At 40.7% G+C, this 14960-nt stretch carries 13 protein-coding genes and 1 other RNA gene; 6 read left to right on the forward strand and 8 right to left on the reverse strand.

Going from position 1 to position 14960, the window contains the following annotated elements:
• Nucleotides 1–98 precede the first annotated feature (98 nt).
• Nucleotides 99–455: a transfer-messenger RNA gene (gene ssrA / locus VOI46_RS11580) on the reverse strand.
• 265 nt (nt 456–720) lie between these two features.
• On the opposite strand from ssrA, the gene VOI46_RS11585 reads away from it, so the two are divergent.
• Complete coding sequence (locus tag VOI46_RS11585; protein ID WP_004588379.1) at nt 721–2346, forward strand: FapA family protein; 1626 nt, start codon at nt 721–723, stop codon at nt 2344–2346.
• Here the strand turns inward: VOI46_RS11585 and rnt are convergent.
• Nucleotides 2330–3022, reverse strand: a complete 693-nt coding sequence (gene rnt, locus VOI46_RS11590; RefSeq protein ID WP_004588378.1) for a ribonuclease T — start codon at nt 3020–3022, stop codon at nt 2330–2332. The two genes, VOI46_RS11585 and rnt, sit on opposite strands and share 17 nt — an antisense overlap.
• 362 nt (nt 3023–3384) lie before the next feature.
• On the opposite strand from rnt, the gene VOI46_RS11595 reads away from it, so the two are divergent.
• On the forward strand, nt 3385–4263 hold the full coding sequence (locus VOI46_RS11595) for an OmpA family protein (RefSeq protein ID WP_004588377.1): 879 nt from the start codon (nt 3385–3387) through the stop codon (nt 4261–4263).
• Nucleotides 4264–4276: 13 nt separating this feature from the next.
• Here the strand turns inward: VOI46_RS11595 and VOI46_RS11600 are convergent, their stop codons facing one another.
• Complete coding sequence (locus VOI46_RS11600; RefSeq protein ID WP_004588376.1) at nt 4277–5164, reverse strand: DMT family transporter; 888 nt, start codon at nt 5162–5164, stop codon at nt 4277–4279.
• A gap of 206 nt (nt 5165–5370) precedes the next feature.
• On the opposite strand from VOI46_RS11600, the gene VOI46_RS11605 reads away from it, so the two are divergent.
• On the forward strand, nt 5371–6573 hold the full coding sequence (locus VOI46_RS11605; RefSeq protein WP_004588375.1) for an aromatic amino acid transport family protein: 1203 nt from the start codon (nt 5371–5373) through the stop codon (nt 6571–6573).
• A gap of 46 nt (nt 6574–6619) precedes the next feature.
• Here the strand turns inward: VOI46_RS11605 and ggt are convergent, their stop codons facing one another.
• Both ggt and VOI46_RS11615 read right to left on the reverse strand, forming a co-directional pair.
• A complete protein-coding gene (gene ggt, locus VOI46_RS11610) occupies nt 6620–8293 on the reverse strand; it encodes a gamma-glutamyltransferase (protein ID WP_004588374.1) in 1674 nt (557 codons plus the stop codon).
• Between the two features lie 95 nt (nt 8294–8388).
• Nucleotides 8389–8925 carry a GNAT family N-acetyltransferase gene (locus VOI46_RS11615; protein WP_004588373.1) on the reverse strand — a complete coding sequence of 179 codons (537 nt, stop codon included), beginning with the start codon at nt 8923–8925 and terminating at the stop codon, nt 8389–8391.
• A gap of 57 nt (nt 8926–8982) precedes the next feature.
• On the opposite strand from VOI46_RS11615, the gene VOI46_RS11620 reads away from it, so the two are divergent.
• A complete protein-coding gene (locus VOI46_RS11620) occupies nt 8983–9351 on the forward strand; it encodes a hypothetical protein (protein WP_004588372.1) in 369 nt (122 codons plus the stop codon).
• A 235-nt stretch (nt 9352–9586) separates the two neighbouring features.
• On the opposite strand, the gene VOI46_RS11625 is transcribed toward VOI46_RS11620, so the two are convergent.
• Nucleotides 9587–9925, reverse strand: a complete 339-nt coding sequence (locus tag VOI46_RS11625; RefSeq protein WP_004588371.1) for a P-II family nitrogen regulator — start codon at nt 9923–9925, stop codon at nt 9587–9589.
• Between the two features lie 179 nt (nt 9926–10104).
• On the opposite strand from VOI46_RS11625, the gene VOI46_RS11630 reads away from it, so the two are divergent.
• Together VOI46_RS11630 and VOI46_RS11635 are read left to right on the forward strand one after the other, a co-directional pair.
• The gene (locus VOI46_RS11630; RefSeq protein WP_004588370.1) at nt 10105–10668 is read left to right on the forward strand and encodes a GspH/FimT family pseudopilin; all 564 of its coding nucleotides are present in this window, start codon (nt 10105–10107) and stop codon (nt 10666–10668) included.
• A gap of 80 nt (nt 10669–10748) precedes the next feature.
• Nucleotides 10749–11279, forward strand: a complete 531-nt coding sequence (locus VOI46_RS11635) for a GspH/FimT family pseudopilin (RefSeq protein WP_004588369.1) — start codon at nt 10749–10751, stop codon at nt 11277–11279.
• A gap of 6 nt (nt 11280–11285) precedes the next feature.
• Here VOI46_RS11635 and VOI46_RS11640 read toward each other — a convergent pair whose 3' ends face one another.
• Nucleotides 11286–11708 carry a type IV pilin protein gene (locus VOI46_RS11640; protein WP_004588368.1) on the reverse strand — a complete coding sequence of 141 codons (423 nt, stop codon included), beginning with the start codon at nt 11706–11708 and terminating at the stop codon, nt 11286–11288.
• A 9-nt stretch (nt 11709–11717) separates the two neighbouring features.
• A complete protein-coding gene (locus VOI46_RS11645; RefSeq protein ID WP_004588367.1) occupies nt 11718–14960 on the reverse strand; it encodes a PilC/PilY family type IV pilus protein in 3243 nt (1080 codons plus the stop codon).

The raw sequence follows: 14960 nt of genomic DNA on the forward strand, positions 1-14960 counted from the left end.
AGGTAAACATCTTGGGATATTACAGGCAATAAAAAACCCGCTAGCCTATATGGTTAGCGGGTTTCCTGTATCTGTTCGGATGTTATCGAACAGCGAATTGGTGGAGCTGGGGGGATTTGAACCCCCGTCCGAAAAGCCTCGACCGTCGGTACTACATGTTTAGTATTGTCATTTAATTAACCTTTAAATCCCGGACAAACACGGTAGATAAAGGCGAGGCCGCTTAGTTTTAACGCTTCAACCCCGGCCAGGGTTTCCGTCGCGATCAGGTGTTAGGGTGACACTCCAAAATCCAGTCCACAAGAATACATGGAAGGAGCGCTAGCCAGCCTAAGCTGCTAGAGAGTAGTTATCGTCGTTTGCGATTACTTTAAATTGCGGCTTTTTTACGAGGCAAACCGCACCTCGACATGCACCTCAGGCTTCTTGAATTCCGTCGAATCCTAATCAGCCCCTGAAATATGAATTTCTTTCAGTAAGGGCAGTATAACTGAGTAAACGACTGATACTCAAGGGGTGTGACACTTTTATTTTAGCTAACTGAATCAACTGAACAGTAAACAAGCACAAGTTTGTAAAAAAGCAAACAAATACTGAACATTTACTTAACATACCGGTCAAGTTGTGCTCAAATAAGGAGTTAAATTTACACTAGCTATAAGGCTTTAGTAGTAAAAGTAATAATCATAATAACAGGCATATTACGTAGGGAATTTATAAATGTCGGTTTTTTTATTTAATGAACAAACGGGTGAGCTGGCGTTATCTGCACACCCTATTGATAATGGATTTCCGGTGACGAGTGCTCAACTTATTGAGCTGCTTGAACAGTCTGATTATTGCGAGTTTGAAGTACTCTCTGGCAATATTGGTAAGTTATTTTCACCGAGTAAAAATTATCAGCAAGAATCATTAGTAATTGCCAAAGCCACGGACGCGAGCATTGTTATTAACGTTGATGAAAAAAACATGGTTGCAGAGGCTACGCTTACCACGGCCAAAGGCGGCGCATTACTCTCAATGGAGGCAGCTCAAGCAGCTTTAGTTAAAGCCGGTGTAAAAAAAGGCATTAGTCCTCGTGCACTTGATACGTTTTTAGGTCAGCAGTTTTCTCACCCTGCAGGTACATCATACAGCGCTATTGTGGCTCATGGCCGAAACCCTAAAGAAGGCAGTGATGCGAGGTTTGTTCGCCTTTGCTCTACAGCGCAAGACCGCGTACTTAGCCCCCAAGCAAAAGAAGGTGGCAAGGTCGATATGAAAGACCTTGGCGCGATTATTACGGTAAAGCCCGGCACCCCTTTAATGCAGCGAGTAGCAGCTACTCCAGGTGAAGATGGCTATACGGTTTTTGGCGATATGATCAAGGCAACGCCTGGTAAAGAACATCAATTACAGCCCTTTGAAGGCACAAAAATAGACCCTAATAACCCAAACATGCTCATTGCCGATTGTAAAGGTGTGCCTGTGGCCTTACCTAGAGGCATGCGGGTTGACGATGTTTTGTGTTTTCATAACGTAGATGTAAGTACAGGCCACGTTGATTTTGATGGCAGTGTAATTATCTCTGGTGATGTAAAAGACGGTATGCGGGTTAAAGCCAATGGCGATATTACTGTATTAGGGTTTGTTGAATCAGGCACGATTGAAAGCCAAAGCGCGGTAACTATTATGCTCGGCGCTATTGGCCGTAAGCGTGAAAATGAAGAAGCATTTACGTGTGAAATTTCAGCCCAGCGTATTATTTCTATTGGCTATGCCCAGTACTGTAATATTAAAAGTGCGCAAGATTTATTTATAGAACGCCAAGCATTACATTGTAATTTAAGTGCAAGGCGCTTAATACGTGTGGGTAAAGCAGGTAACCCTCGCGGCAAAATAATTGGGGGGAATATTCTTGATGCTATGCGTATTGAAACAGGTGAGCTAGGTGCGCCGGCAGGGACTAAAACCCGTGTGTTTTTAGCTCAAAACTGGCATGAACTGCGCTCAAAGCAGTCTCAAATAATTGATTTTGAAAAAGTATTAGCAAGTAAAACATCTGCACTTAAACAAGCTAAAGAAAAAGCGATAAAAATTCCAGTTGCTGCTCAACGCCAACAGCTACTAGATAAAATTGCCGCTAATGAGCAGCATATAAAAACTCGAGCTATGCACGTACAACGTCAAAAAAGATTGGTGAAGCAAAAAATATCTCAGCTATTGGCAACTAGCCGACTTAAAATTAACGAAATAATGCACCCAGGTGTGGAGCTTAAAATAGCAAAAGACACAAAACAGTTTTCGCGTATTTACCCACCCCACTTAGTAAAACTTTCTGAGGGAAAAATCACTCAGTCGTTTTAGTCTCCTCTTCGGTGTTTTCAGATTCTTGGGCGTCACTTTCGGGTAGTGGCGCTAATGGCCAGCCCCCTAGTTCTTGCCAACGATTTACTATTAAACAATATAGTTCTGCTGTGCGTTCTGTATCGTAAAGTGCAGAGTGTGCTTGGCTGTTATCAAACTCAATCCCCGCGGCTCTACATGCTTTAGCCAGTACCGTTTGACCTAAAGCTAACCCTGCAAGCGAGGTTGTGTCGAAACTCACAAATGGATGAAATGGCGTACGCTTAATATTGTTACGCTCAATGGCTGCGTTTAAAAAGCCATGATCAAAGGCGGCATTGTGTGCCACTACAACTGAGCGTTGACACCCAGCAGCTTTTTGCGCTTTACGTACTGCTTTACAAATTTCTTTAATTGCTTCGTCTTCTGGTACAGCGCCGCGCAACGGACTAAACGGGTCTATGCCGTTAAATTCAATTGCGGCTTGTTCAATATTAGCGCCTTCAAAAGGCTCTACATGAAAATGAACGGTATGATCTATGCTGAGTAACCCTTCGTCATCCATTTTTAAAATTGATACGGCAATTTCAAGTAAGGCGTCGGTTTCTTTATTAAAGCCGGCGGTTTCTACATCAATAACAACAGGAAAAAAGCCGCGAAAGCGTTGTGCGAAAAGTGTTTGCTCAGTATTTGCCATAGTCTTCTTGGTTTATGAGGATAAGCTCACTATTATGTCAAAATTGGGGGCTACTCGGCTAGGGCTTTATAAATTATTTAATTAATATATTGTAGGCATGCTATTTGCTTTTAAATAACTGCTAATTGTATTGGCTGTTATTAATTCCCATCGCATTAAATTACGGATACCAGTATGGCGCCTAGAAAATAGCGCAATAACAAGGCGAAATTATTTATAGCTTTGTTTTACATCAGTAAGTTTAACGCAGTGAGCGGGCTATTTAATATGATACGAAGATTATGTTTTTAATTAAGTTGGTATAGAGCCCTACTTTAGCCGTACGCCAAAATATTGGCTTAGTAGATTAACCGGAGCGTTTTATGAAGTGTAAGTTGTTTTTTATTAGCGTAAGCCTTGGCACCGCCTTGATGAGTTATTCATCGCAAGCGGCTATGCGCCAATACAGCGCAAATCAAGATAACTCCAATTGGGAAGTTATAAAAAAAACACGCTTACAGTGCCAATTAAACCACGAAGTGCCCTACTACGGTGAGGCCATATTTAAGGCATCGGCTAGTAAAAACAAAAACCTAACTTTTAATCTAGATATGGTTGTGCGCCCCGACAATTACGATATAGCCGGTTTAAAGGCGGTGCCACCAGCATGGCGTTCAGGCCTGCCCGCGCGTGATATAACCACGATGAAGTTACTTAAAAAGTTTGATGGTGAGCTTGGTAATAAAACCGCATGGGAAATGCTAACTGAACTTGAAAAAGGGTTTCATCCTACCTTTTACTACCAAGACTGGCAAAATAGTGCCGACAAAATTGCCGTTGGTATTTCAAGCGTTAATTTTAAGCAAGCCTACTGGGCGTTTTTACAGTGCCGCGATGAGCTTCTACCATACAGCTTTGAAGATATTTCATTTACTGTAATGAACTACCAATCAAATAGCAGTAAGCTCACTAAAGAGTCGCAAAAGCGCTTAGATAAAATTGCTGAGTATTTAAAAAATGATACCAGTATTGAGTCTATAAATATTGATTCGTATACCGATAGCTACGGTGGTCGTTGGAATAACTTAGATTTATCGCGTAAGCGTGCTAAAGCTATAAAAGATTATATGATCAGCTTAGGTGTTGATGAGGGCAAAGTACAAACCACAGGCCTAGGTGAAAAACGTTTTGTTGATACTAACGAAAATATTTTAGGGCGAAATAAAAACCGTCGTTTAATTATTCAAATAGCAAAAATGTAACCGCCCTAAACTGCTAGCTACCGCTGCGCCGCTTTGTGAGCTTATCGCCAAACTGAAAAAACGTTAGGCTCAAAAATATAATTATGGCTCCTATAATAAGCTCCTGACTTAAAGGCTCGTTATTAAGTAATGCGCCTAGCGCTAATGCAAAACTTGGTGTAATTAAACTACTTAAGGCTACAGTACTGGCGTTTAACTTTTGTAATACATGAAAATACGCTAAAGCCCCTACAATCGAGCCAAAAATACCTAAATACGCAATACTCCATAACGAGCGAGCACTCCAATAATCCATACTTATTTGCCCATCTACCAGCCACCACAGCAGCCCAAATAAAGGAGTAACAAAAACCAGCGCTCCAAAAGTGGTTGCCATAGGGTGAATAGCAATTTTTACACGTTTGATCATCACCCCACTGAGACTAAATAAAGTAACCGCCAATAACACATACATCAGCCCTATGCCCTGAGTTTGTGAGGTTTGTAGCTGGTTATAACTTACAAAATAAAGGCCTATTAATGCACAGCTCAGCGCTATTAATTTAATAGGGCTAAATTTAGGCTCATTAAGTAACCTTTGTGCTAAAAAACCAGAGAGAATAGGCGCAAGGCCAAACACTAACGAAATAATACCTGAAGGTACTGTGGTAGCAGCCATGTAACTTAATGACATACCGCCAAAAATACCCAAACTGGAGTATGCATATAACGTACACGCGTTTTTGCTCCAAGGTACACGAATATTGCCTATAGCAACAATTAACCCAGCAACAAATAAGCCTATAATCATGCGCATTAAAACGGCGAGCGTTGGTGCTACAGTTTCACTGCTCCATACAATACCTAAAGGCGTAGTACACCAAATAATGACAAGTAGTAAATAAGATAATTTAACTGGCACACGCCATTCCTTTGCACTGAGGAGGTAGAAACCCTATTAAAGTAAATTATACGCGCGAAAGTAATACGCAGTACATATATAAACGTCTAAATACAGCTGTAAATTCATAGTTACATTATTATTTACCGGCATTTATTACAAAACTATTTATGTTTTAAGTAACTAGTTATATCTTGAGTGCCTCTCACACATTTTAGGATAGTTAAGTGCTTAAAAATAAAACAATAGGCAGCATGTTAATTGTTGCAGGCACCACCATAGGCGCAGGTATGCTGGCATTGCCAATTGCCTCTGCAGGACTTGGGTTTAATACCGCGCTTACACTGATAATAGCCAGTTGGTTACTGATGACCTACACCGCTTTATTAATGCTAGAGCTCCACCAATACGCCCCTAGAGATGCAACGTTAAACACCTTAGCAAAGCGCTGGTTAGGAAAACGCGGCCAGTACATTGCTAACTTTTCGATGATATTTTTGTTTTACGCCCTGTGCGCAGCCTATATAGCCGGGGGTGGCGCGCAGTTGCAGTCGCGTATTAGTAGTGATTTGAGAATAAACATAGCGCCCCAAATTGCCTCTATTGTTTTGGCCATTGTAATAGGTAGCGTGGTTACTTTAGGCACCAGTAAAGTAGATAAACTTAACCGCGTGTTATTTACGATTAAAATTTTAGTACTAGGCAGCTTGTTTTATATGCTTACACCCTATGTACAAGGTAAGCACTTACTTGAAATGCCCGTTGAGCAAGGGCTGATTTTATCTGCCTTACCCGTTATTTTTACCTCATTTGGTTTTCATGGCTCTATTCCGTCAATTGTTAAGTATGTGGGGCTAGAAACAAAAGTATTGCGTAAAGTAATGATTGCAGGGGCTGCTTTACCTTTAGTGATTTATATTTTTTGGCAACTGCTTAGCCAAGGTATTATGCAGCAAAGTGATTTACTCAATAGTAATGGCTTAACAGGCTTTGTAGAGAGTGTGGCAAATATTGCGCATAATCCGCAGGTAACAAGCGCTGTTACACTGTTTGCCGACTTAGCATTGGCCACCTCTTTTTTAGGTGTTAGCTTAGGGTTATTTGATTTTTTCGCTGATGCATTTAATAAAGGCGACACCAAATCAGAAAGAATAAAAACCGCACTAATTACTTTTATTCCCCCTTTAGGATTTGCGTTATTTTACCCTCAGGGATTTATAATGGCGCTAGGCTTTGCAGCCATCGCCCTTGTGGTATTAGCAATATTTTTACCGGTTTCTATGGTGTATAAGCAACGTAAATCGGGCCCTCAAACGGGATACCAAGTGCGAAGTGGTAATATGGGATTAGCGGTGGCAGGGCTGTGCGGCATTGTAATTATTGTAGCTCAATTTATGCAAATGTTGGGATTAGTACCCGCTATTGGTTAATAACAAAACTAACCCCTTTAGCTTAAAAAGGGGTTAGTTAAAAATGTTAAAATACCCGAGACTCACCCCGGCCTGTAGCCTGAGAAGCTGCTTGTAACTCACCGTCTTTATTTACAATAACCTGCAAATCACCAAAGCGGCGCTCATCCAGTGTGTAGCCCATTTTTATAAGTTCAGCTTGTGTGTTTTCACTGAGCCCTGCATGTGTTCTGATCACGTTTTTAGGCCATAACTGATGATGAAACCGCGTGCTATTAACAATATCGTTGGCGCCCATGTTAAATTCAACCGCATTTAAAATAGATTGATACACCGAGCTAATAATTGTTGTGCCCCCAGGCGAGCCTGTGACCATTTTAACGCTGTTGTTTTTGAGCAGTATGGTTGGCGACATTGAGCTAAGCATACGCTTTTGTGGCTGAATTTCATTGGCTTTACCCCCGAGCGCACCAAAGGCGTTCATTACCCCAGGTTTAGCGCTAAAGTCGTCCATTTCGTCATTTAATATAAAGCCAGCCCCTTCAACCACAACGCCACTACCAAAGCTTAAATTAATCGTTGTGGTATTGGCCACCGCATTACCCATTTTATCAATAATAGAAAAATGCGTGGTTTGCTCACTTTCTTTGAGGCCTGGTTTAATGTTTTCGGTCGTTGAAATAGCTGTTAAAGAAATATCTTTACTGCGCGCTTTTAGGTAATCAATATGAGTAAGCTCAGTCACTGGTACATCAAAAAAGTCCGGATCGCCCAAATACTCTGCTCTATCGGCAAACACACGTTTACCTATTTCAGCAAGTAAATGTACGTATTGAGTAGAGTTATGTACCAGCCCCATTTCACTTTTTTTAAGCTCAAACATTTTTAGCCACTGCAAAATAGCTATTCCGCCAGAGCTTGGCGGTGGAGAGGTTAATACTTCATAACCGTTCCAGTTAGCTTTAATCGGCGTGCGCGACACAGCCGTGTAATTAGCCAAATCAGTTTGGTTAATAATGCCGCCGTGCTGGTGCATAAAGTTGGCAATAATGCGGGCTGTTTCGCCTTTATAAAACCCGTCTTGGCCGTTATCTCTTATGCGTTTTAAAGTAGCGGCTAGCTCAGGCTGTTTAAAAATCTGATTTGCTTTTATATCTGCAAAATAGTGTTTAAAATTTACATTTATATTTTGTTTGTCTAGATGAGCAATGTATTGTGCGACCCCTTGAGCCAATTTGGGCGGCACTTTAAAGCCTTGCTCTGCTAAGGTAACCGCTGGCTGTACTAATGTTTGCCATTTTAAGGTGCCGTGTTTTTGATGGGCCAGCCACATACCGGCTACGCTCCCTGGTACACCACTTGCGTGAATACCATAAATTGACTTGTTTTTAATTACATCGCCCTTGGCATCTAAATACATATCCCTGTGCGCTGCTTGGGGAGCCGTTTCGCGATAGTCTATAAAGTCGCCTTTTCCCTCTTTTTGTATAAGCATAAAGCCTCCCCCGCCAATATTTCCGGCTTCGGGTAGCGTTACCGCTAATACAAATTGCGCAGCAATAGCCGCATCAACGGCATTTCCACCTTGCTCTAAAATAGCTTGTGCTGTATCTGCACTAAACGAGTCAGGCATTGCGACAGCGCTTTTAGTAACTTGCTCCGCCTGCACGCTAAATATACAAAATTTTGCAATCAACACACTCTTTACAATGAGCCGGCTTGGTCGAAAAAATAACCCCATAAAACATCCTTACTTTATTATTTGAATCTCGCTTGGCTCATTTATGCATACCATAGAATGTTAGGTCAATGTTTATACAAGTAATTTTTTGTATGCTATAACGCCTTTGCGTATAAAACGGCATCCAAATCGCCTTGTTCATCAGTGTGTATATAGTTTTTGACCCAGGTAAACCCCAGCTTTTGCATGACGCTAATTGAGGCTTTATTATCGGCCAGTGCCATTGCTGATAGTGTTTTTATCTCTGGCTGCATTTTTAAGGCGTTACATAATGCACTAGCCGCTTCCGTTGCATAACCCTGTCCCCAACTAGATTGCTTAAAGCGCCACCCTATTTCAATATTTGTAAAATCGGGAGTTTGAGTAAAAAAGTGCATAGGCCTAATCAGCACCCACCCTATAAAAAAGTCCTCTTTTTTAAGGGTGACTTTCCACAGCCCCCAGCCTTTGTTTGCATTTTTATAGGCAAGCATTCTGGGGATCCCTATTTCTTTAATTTGTTTTAATGTCGAAGGCGTTCCTCGGTTTATGTATTTCATTACCGCGGGGTCTTGATCTAGTTCATGCAGCAGCGGCCAATCGTGTTCATTCATTAATTTGAAATTTAAGCGTGTTGTTACAGGTGTGTTCATCTTCGCTGTTCTATTATTAAGTGGAATTAATTATTTGTCTCTAAGGAGAGATAGCACATGAACAAATTAGCAGGTTTAGCTTTATTAGGCACTTTAATTACACTAGCGGGCTGTGAAGATGCTCAGGAAGTACAAGAAGATGCAAAAGATAAAAGCGCGCAAATGCAAGAGCAGCTTGGTGATACATGGAACGATGTAAAAGATAAAGCCACAGAGCTTAAAAATGATGAGTCATTAAATGAGCTGCTTGAACAAAGTAAAGCAATGGGCTTAGACATGTACGACGATGGCAAAGAGATTGCCGTTGATGCATGGATAAAAAGCAAAGAAGCAGCGGGTGAATTAACCGAAAAAACGAAGCAAAAAGCGCAAGAAATTGCCGAAGAAATTGAAGAAGCGCGTGAAGAACATGCTGAAAAACAGTAATATTATTGATACTAATTCATTTAATTAAGTAATTTTCTTTGGGGTAAAAACATTCTTTAGTAAGTAAAAATTGCTATTTAGGTGTTCTTAACAAGCGTTTTAACGCACTTAGCGTGAGGCTTAGCCCCTTAAAATACTTAATTATTATTGCTGATTGGTATTAAATAGTATTTACAAAAAAAGGCTGCAAATAACATTATTTGCAGCCTTTTTATTTATGCGCTTATTACTATAATTAAATTGCTTCTTCGTCTTCTTCTGCGGTGCGTATACGTACTACACGCTCAACATCTGTGACAAATATTTTACCATCACCAATTTTGCCTGTTTGCGCTGTTTTTACTATTACTTCTATAGCGCGTTCAACATCTTCATCGGTTAGCACAATATCAAGTTTTACCTTAGGTAAAAAATCCACCATGTACTCAGCGCCACGGTAAAGTTCTGTGTGACCTTTTTGACGACCAAAACCTTTTACTTCACTTACAGTCATACCCGTGATACCTACATCTGATAGGGCTTCGCGTACGTCGTCTAACTTAAACGGTTTGATGATTGCTTCTATTTTTTTCATGCTCACTACTTATTAAAGCTTTAGTTGCCTCGATTTTAGACAATCATGGAGTTCATAGCAAACAAAGCAATTGAATTCGATGATAAAACAACCAAGCGTGGTATAATTATTTATAAGTCTGAATTATAAATCTTTCTCAACTAGCTATAATAATAACAAATGTAGTAGGTATAAATAATATGAAAAAATTCCAAACCGGTTTAACTTTATTAGAGCTCATGGTGGCAGTAGCCATAGTAGGTATTATCGCCTCTATAGCTCTTTGGGACAGTAGCGATATGCTTGAAGAAAACCGCGCTGAGAATTTTTTGCTTGAGCTAAAACGCAATATTAGCTTTGCTCGTGCCCAAGCCGCCAGTACAGATGAGATTGTTATCATATGCCCAGCTCCTATAAATCAAGTTGAGAGTAATCGATACTTTAAATGCCAGAGCTCTTGGGGGGGGGAGTCCATAATTACTCTCTTTGTAGATACCAATAATAACGGAATATATAACTGGCAAAAAGACACTATTTTACGCACAATGGAGCAAATAAATAGTATCGACAAGGTTAAATTTACTGGGAATAGTAGCCTTCGCTTTAATACTAGTGGGCGCATTACAACAACCCTAAGCAACAGCGATAACTTTTCTGGCTTTGTATATTGCCCCAATAATGATAATCAAAACAATAAAGCGCTAAATGTATCAGTATCTGGCACTGCTTTTTACCTTGGTGACACCACCGAGGGTTGTGATTAAAAAACAGACAGCCATATCTTGTCATATTCGTATCATTTACTACACTGAGCTAATACATTTTTTTATTCAGGGCTTCAGGGATGAGGTTATCTACCCAAACTCAGGCTGGCTATACGCTTTTAGAATTAATGGCATCTATTGCTATTGTGAGTATTGTTAGCCAAATTTCTCTATCGGTTTTTCCTGATTTTTTAGCAAAAACCCGAGCCGACAATCATGTTAGTTTGCTACACAGAAACATTAATTATGGCCGCCTTTACGCCATTGAAAATGGCACTTATGTTACTTTGTGTACTTTAAAAGATAATCAATGCACTAAAGATGAGTGGGATGGGAAAATGTCGCTGTTTATTGATAACGACAAATCTACCTCATTAGACACCGACGACTTATTAATAAGCACATTTGAAAAAATCCATGATGCAGATTCTATTCAATACCCCCGAAGTGCAATTACCTTTCGGCCCGACGGCTCTTTAAATGGTTTTCAAAATGGAACATTTATATATTGCCCAAATAAAGATAAAGCCAACCTTGAGGGGCTGGCTTTATCTGTCAGTCAAACAGGCCGTATACGTATTAAATCAACTGATAAATGTCAGAAAAAGTAGCTCGAACTATCGGCCCCAACAATAACCAACATCGGAATCTCCTTTAGTACCTTCTGCACCTTTTAAACCGATATCAGTAATTGAAAGCTCTTTACAATCAGTATCCCCTTTTACAGCACCCGTAATAGGTTTTGCAGTAATTGTAAACGTATTATCGTCATCACCCACATCAATCGACAGCTTAAAATGGCCGTTTTCTGTGGTTTCTTGTATACCTAAGTCTGAGAATGTCTCTGTGTACTCACGATTATCTACAAAGTACTGCTCTTGTTTGTTTGCAGCGTCTAAAAGCGCCGCTGCGGCCTCGGCCCGAGAAGAGCGTTTTACATACTCAGTATAATTAGGCAGTGCTATTGAGGCTAAAATACCTACAATAGCTACGGCTATCATTAACTCTATCAACGTGAATCCGCGTGCTTGTTTATTCATTAATATTCCTTAATCATCAATTTCATCATTTTCTTCACGTTTATAAATATAGGTTTGTTGGGTTTTAAAGCCAAACCCTACACTATCATCGTCATTCACTAATTGTACGGTACCATCTACAACCGTTAAGCCTGGGCCCATTATTTCTACTGGCTTCATTGGGTTTTGTGCATCTTCGCCTTTTATTCCCGGCCCAATTAGGTAAAATTGGCTTTCTTCGGTCACTTCAATGGTTGGGTTATCATCACAAAAGCCGTCGCCATTTCCATCGGCACAAGAGGGGCCTTCACCAAAGTACAATTGTGGTGTATCAGGTACATCATAGCTAGTGGTAAACTTTAAGTCGTCATATACCTTGGTGCCATAATGTAAATGGAACGCATACAACGAGCCGCCACCGCCACTCAACGAACATTGGTTCTCTGTAGAGGTTTCTGATGATGGAGTAAAGCTTGTATAGTAAGCGACACCGCCCACCACTGTGGCTGCTGCTAAAGATTTTTCGCCTGTGCCTAATTCATAGCGCCAGCCTTTAAATTTGGCTAAATCGACTTCTAAATCAACAAACTCATCTACATCATCAAGTGCATTACCAAACGGGTCGCTGTTCATTAGCATTAAATCTGCTGGTTTAATCGCTGTAGGGGCGCTAGTGAATGACTGAGTTACTGTATTTTCATCTCTTATCATAAACAGCTGATCGTCTTCATTTGTACCTGTTGGTTTTGAGCGATTTCCGCTGCCTATTACAATAGCGTCATACGGCGTATCTAAACGTGTAATCACTGTTTCACCATTAATCGTTGTTTCACTTACTTTGCTATAAAGTGTACGTGCCACCAACGGCTGGTAAAAAAAGCGACGGTCTTGGCTTGCTAAACTGCTACCAAGCTCTGCAAGTTTAAAGTGCGTAAAATTACTGGTGCTTGTGCCTGGCATGTCTATACGCCAAATATCGCCCCCGGTATCGGCAGCATAAATTCTGTCAATGTAACCATCGTAATCTGAATCAAGCGTAGAAACATTTGCTGCAATCGAGTGCTTGCCTTTAAATCCATTTTCGTTTGGCGTTAAAGCCCACACTTTTTTACCTGTTTCAGCTTCTACTATATAAATACCGCGACCAACAGAGTCTTCACTTCTAACCACGGCATCTTTATTTGTATCGTACCCTGCACCAAAGACGAGTAATGGCTTATCGCCAAATGCTTTTATGTACGCTATTTTGGGTTTTGACCACGTTTGAGCTAGCTCTTTAAAATCGCCAGTACCGCCTTCTATAGGATTATCCCATAGTTTTTTAGGCTGATCGGGGTTAGTAATATCAAAGGCGTAATAGTTTTTTCCACCACGGCGCATACCTGCAAATGCCCACACGTCGTCACCATCGCTTGCATCAACAATACCATCGTTAATGCCTTCGTCATTTAAGCTTTTATCACTAAAGTAAACACTGATTGGGCCGTCCATCCCGTAGAGTTTACCGGTGTCTTCATTGCGTAAAGGCTTAATAATATCGTAAAGATCAGAGGGAATGAACGCCCAACTTTCGGTCACTTGGTTATTGGTATCATCGTCTTTAAACATATGTAAAAAGCCGGCATTAGTACCAATCAATATACGTAAGTCGTCATTGCCATAGTCGATTGCTACGGGCTTAGAATGTAAAGGGTCGCCAAAAATATCGCTGCGTTGATCGGTGTTTGAACCATCGTTGTCTTCATCGTCAACATCTATCCCCATTGCCCATTTTATATCTGAACTAGCTAGGCTAATCGGGTTGTTGGTGACTAAATCTAAAATATCGCTCACAATATTAGTAGTAAACTCAACTATATCGCCTTGCTTATCTGTATAGAGGTTGCGTCTATCTTCAGCTGGAGTCCCTGTGAGCGTAGCTAAATGATAGTTTACGCCCCCTTGTGCAACTAAGTTACCATCGGCAGACTGGCCATCTGGCAGCCAAAACGTTTTAGCATCTGTGTCTATTAAGCCATCAGAATCAAGCGCTGTATTATCTTCAGAGTCAACTATTTCACTGCCTGATACTTTTAATTTTTTTAAATTCCCACCCCACCGGGTGTTTGTTTCTGGGTAAAACATGGCAAAGTAAATAGCATCACGGCTACGTGTTTGGTCTACGTTGTTACTCGCAACTGAAGGCGAAGAAAAACTATCGTTAACTTCACGAATGCGAGAAATAGCGCTATTTAGCGAGTTAGAAAGCTCATCGGGTGTACTTGCAGGTAAGTTTTCACCACCACCTAATAAAGCTGTTTGCCGCAACAACTCTTGCCCTTCGTCACTCATGCCTGACCCAAAACCTATGGTGTATATGCGGCCTGTTTCATGAATATCAGGTGTTGATGGATACAAATCAACTGTCGTATTACTGGTGCCATGAATTATTTTAGCTAATTGATGCAAATAATTATTATAAACGTAGTCCCCCTCGACCAAAGGTTGCCCAAAATAATTATTGTGTATTGCGCTTATTGAAGCATCACTGCCATTATCGCTATTTTCGTTAATGTAACGTCTTCCCCAACGATCATATACATATCGGGGTGAAGGGTCTCCATCCGTCATGTAAATTATATTTACTGAATTATCACAACGTTTTGCCTCTGCATTTGAGTCAGCGAAAGGGGAAATATAGTTATAACTATATGTATTTTCCCACTCGTTCCAACATCTCCATCTATTACATTTACGAACACGCTCTCTTCCAGTTAATACTTCGTTCTCGATTGAGGTGTCTCTATCTGATTGATCTATTGGCTCCGCATACTCTAAACCGCCACCTGTAATATACAGATATGCTTCCCACAGAGTCTCGGCTAATGGCGTACCCCCATTAGCAGGAAGCCTGTCGATTGATGAAGTAATATCCGAGTGCGGGCTTCCTATGCCTTCAACCACATAGCCACCAGCTGTTCCTACAAAACGCATTAAGCCGAAATCGATCCCTTCATTGTCATTCACTACTTTTTTCATTGCAGTCTTTGCAGCAGCAAGACGGCTATCTGGGCAAGGAATATACAGGTTACTACTTTCATTGAAACCACAACTAAGACCTGTGTTAGATGAAAACGCCATACTGCCTGAGGTATCAAATATAAGTAAAACCCTTGGCTTTTCTTCCACATCCACATCGTGGTTTACATAAAGCTCTATGTCTTCAGCCAATGCTGAGGCGCTAAGTGCTAAACCAAGTAAAGAGACCAATGGCTTATTAAGATTAAATTTCAT

It is taken from the genome of Pseudoalteromonas sp. CuT4-3 (assembly GCF_035666335.1).
Lineage (GTDB): Bacteria > Pseudomonadota > Gammaproteobacteria > Enterobacterales > Alteromonadaceae > Pseudoalteromonas > Pseudoalteromonas atlantica.

What these genes read in the sequence shown, in the direction of transcription:
- rnt (WP_004588378.1), bottom strand. Translation starts at nt 3,022, where the DNA reads ATGGCAAATACTGAGCAAACACTTTTCGCACAACGCTTTCGCGGCTTT.
- VOI46_RS11645 (WP_004588367.1), bottom strand. Translation starts at nt 14,960, where the DNA reads ATGAAATTTAATCTTAATAAGCCATTGGTCTCTTTACTTGGTTTAGCA.
- VOI46_RS11630 (WP_004588370.1), top strand. Translation starts at nt 10,105, where the DNA reads ATGAAAAAATTCCAAACCGGTTTAACTTTATTAGAGCTCATGGTGGCA.
- ggt (WP_004588374.1), bottom strand. Translation starts at nt 8,293, where the DNA reads ATGGGGTTATTTTTTCGACCAAGCCGGCTCATTGTAAAGAGTGTGTTG.
- VOI46_RS11625 (WP_004588371.1), bottom strand. Translation starts at nt 9,925, where the DNA reads ATGAAAAAAATAGAAGCAATCATCAAACCGTTTAAGTTAGACGACGTA.
- VOI46_RS11640 (WP_004588368.1), bottom strand. Translation starts at nt 11,708, where the DNA reads ATGAATAAACAAGCACGCGGATTCACGTTGATAGAGTTAATGATAGCC.
- VOI46_RS11585 (WP_004588379.1), top strand. Translation starts at nt 721, where the DNA reads ATGTCGGTTTTTTTATTTAATGAACAAACGGGTGAGCTGGCGTTATCT.
- VOI46_RS11615 (WP_004588373.1), bottom strand. Translation starts at nt 8,925, where the DNA reads ATGAACACACCTGTAACAACACGCTTAAATTTCAAATTAATGAATGAA.
- VOI46_RS11620 (WP_004588372.1), top strand. Translation starts at nt 8,983, where the DNA reads ATGAACAAATTAGCAGGTTTAGCTTTATTAGGCACTTTAATTACACTA.
- VOI46_RS11595 (WP_004588377.1), top strand. Translation starts at nt 3,385, where the DNA reads ATGAAGTGTAAGTTGTTTTTTATTAGCGTAAGCCTTGGCACCGCCTTG.
- VOI46_RS11635 (WP_004588369.1), top strand. Translation starts at nt 10,749, where the DNA reads ATGAGGTTATCTACCCAAACTCAGGCTGGCTATACGCTTTTAGAATTA.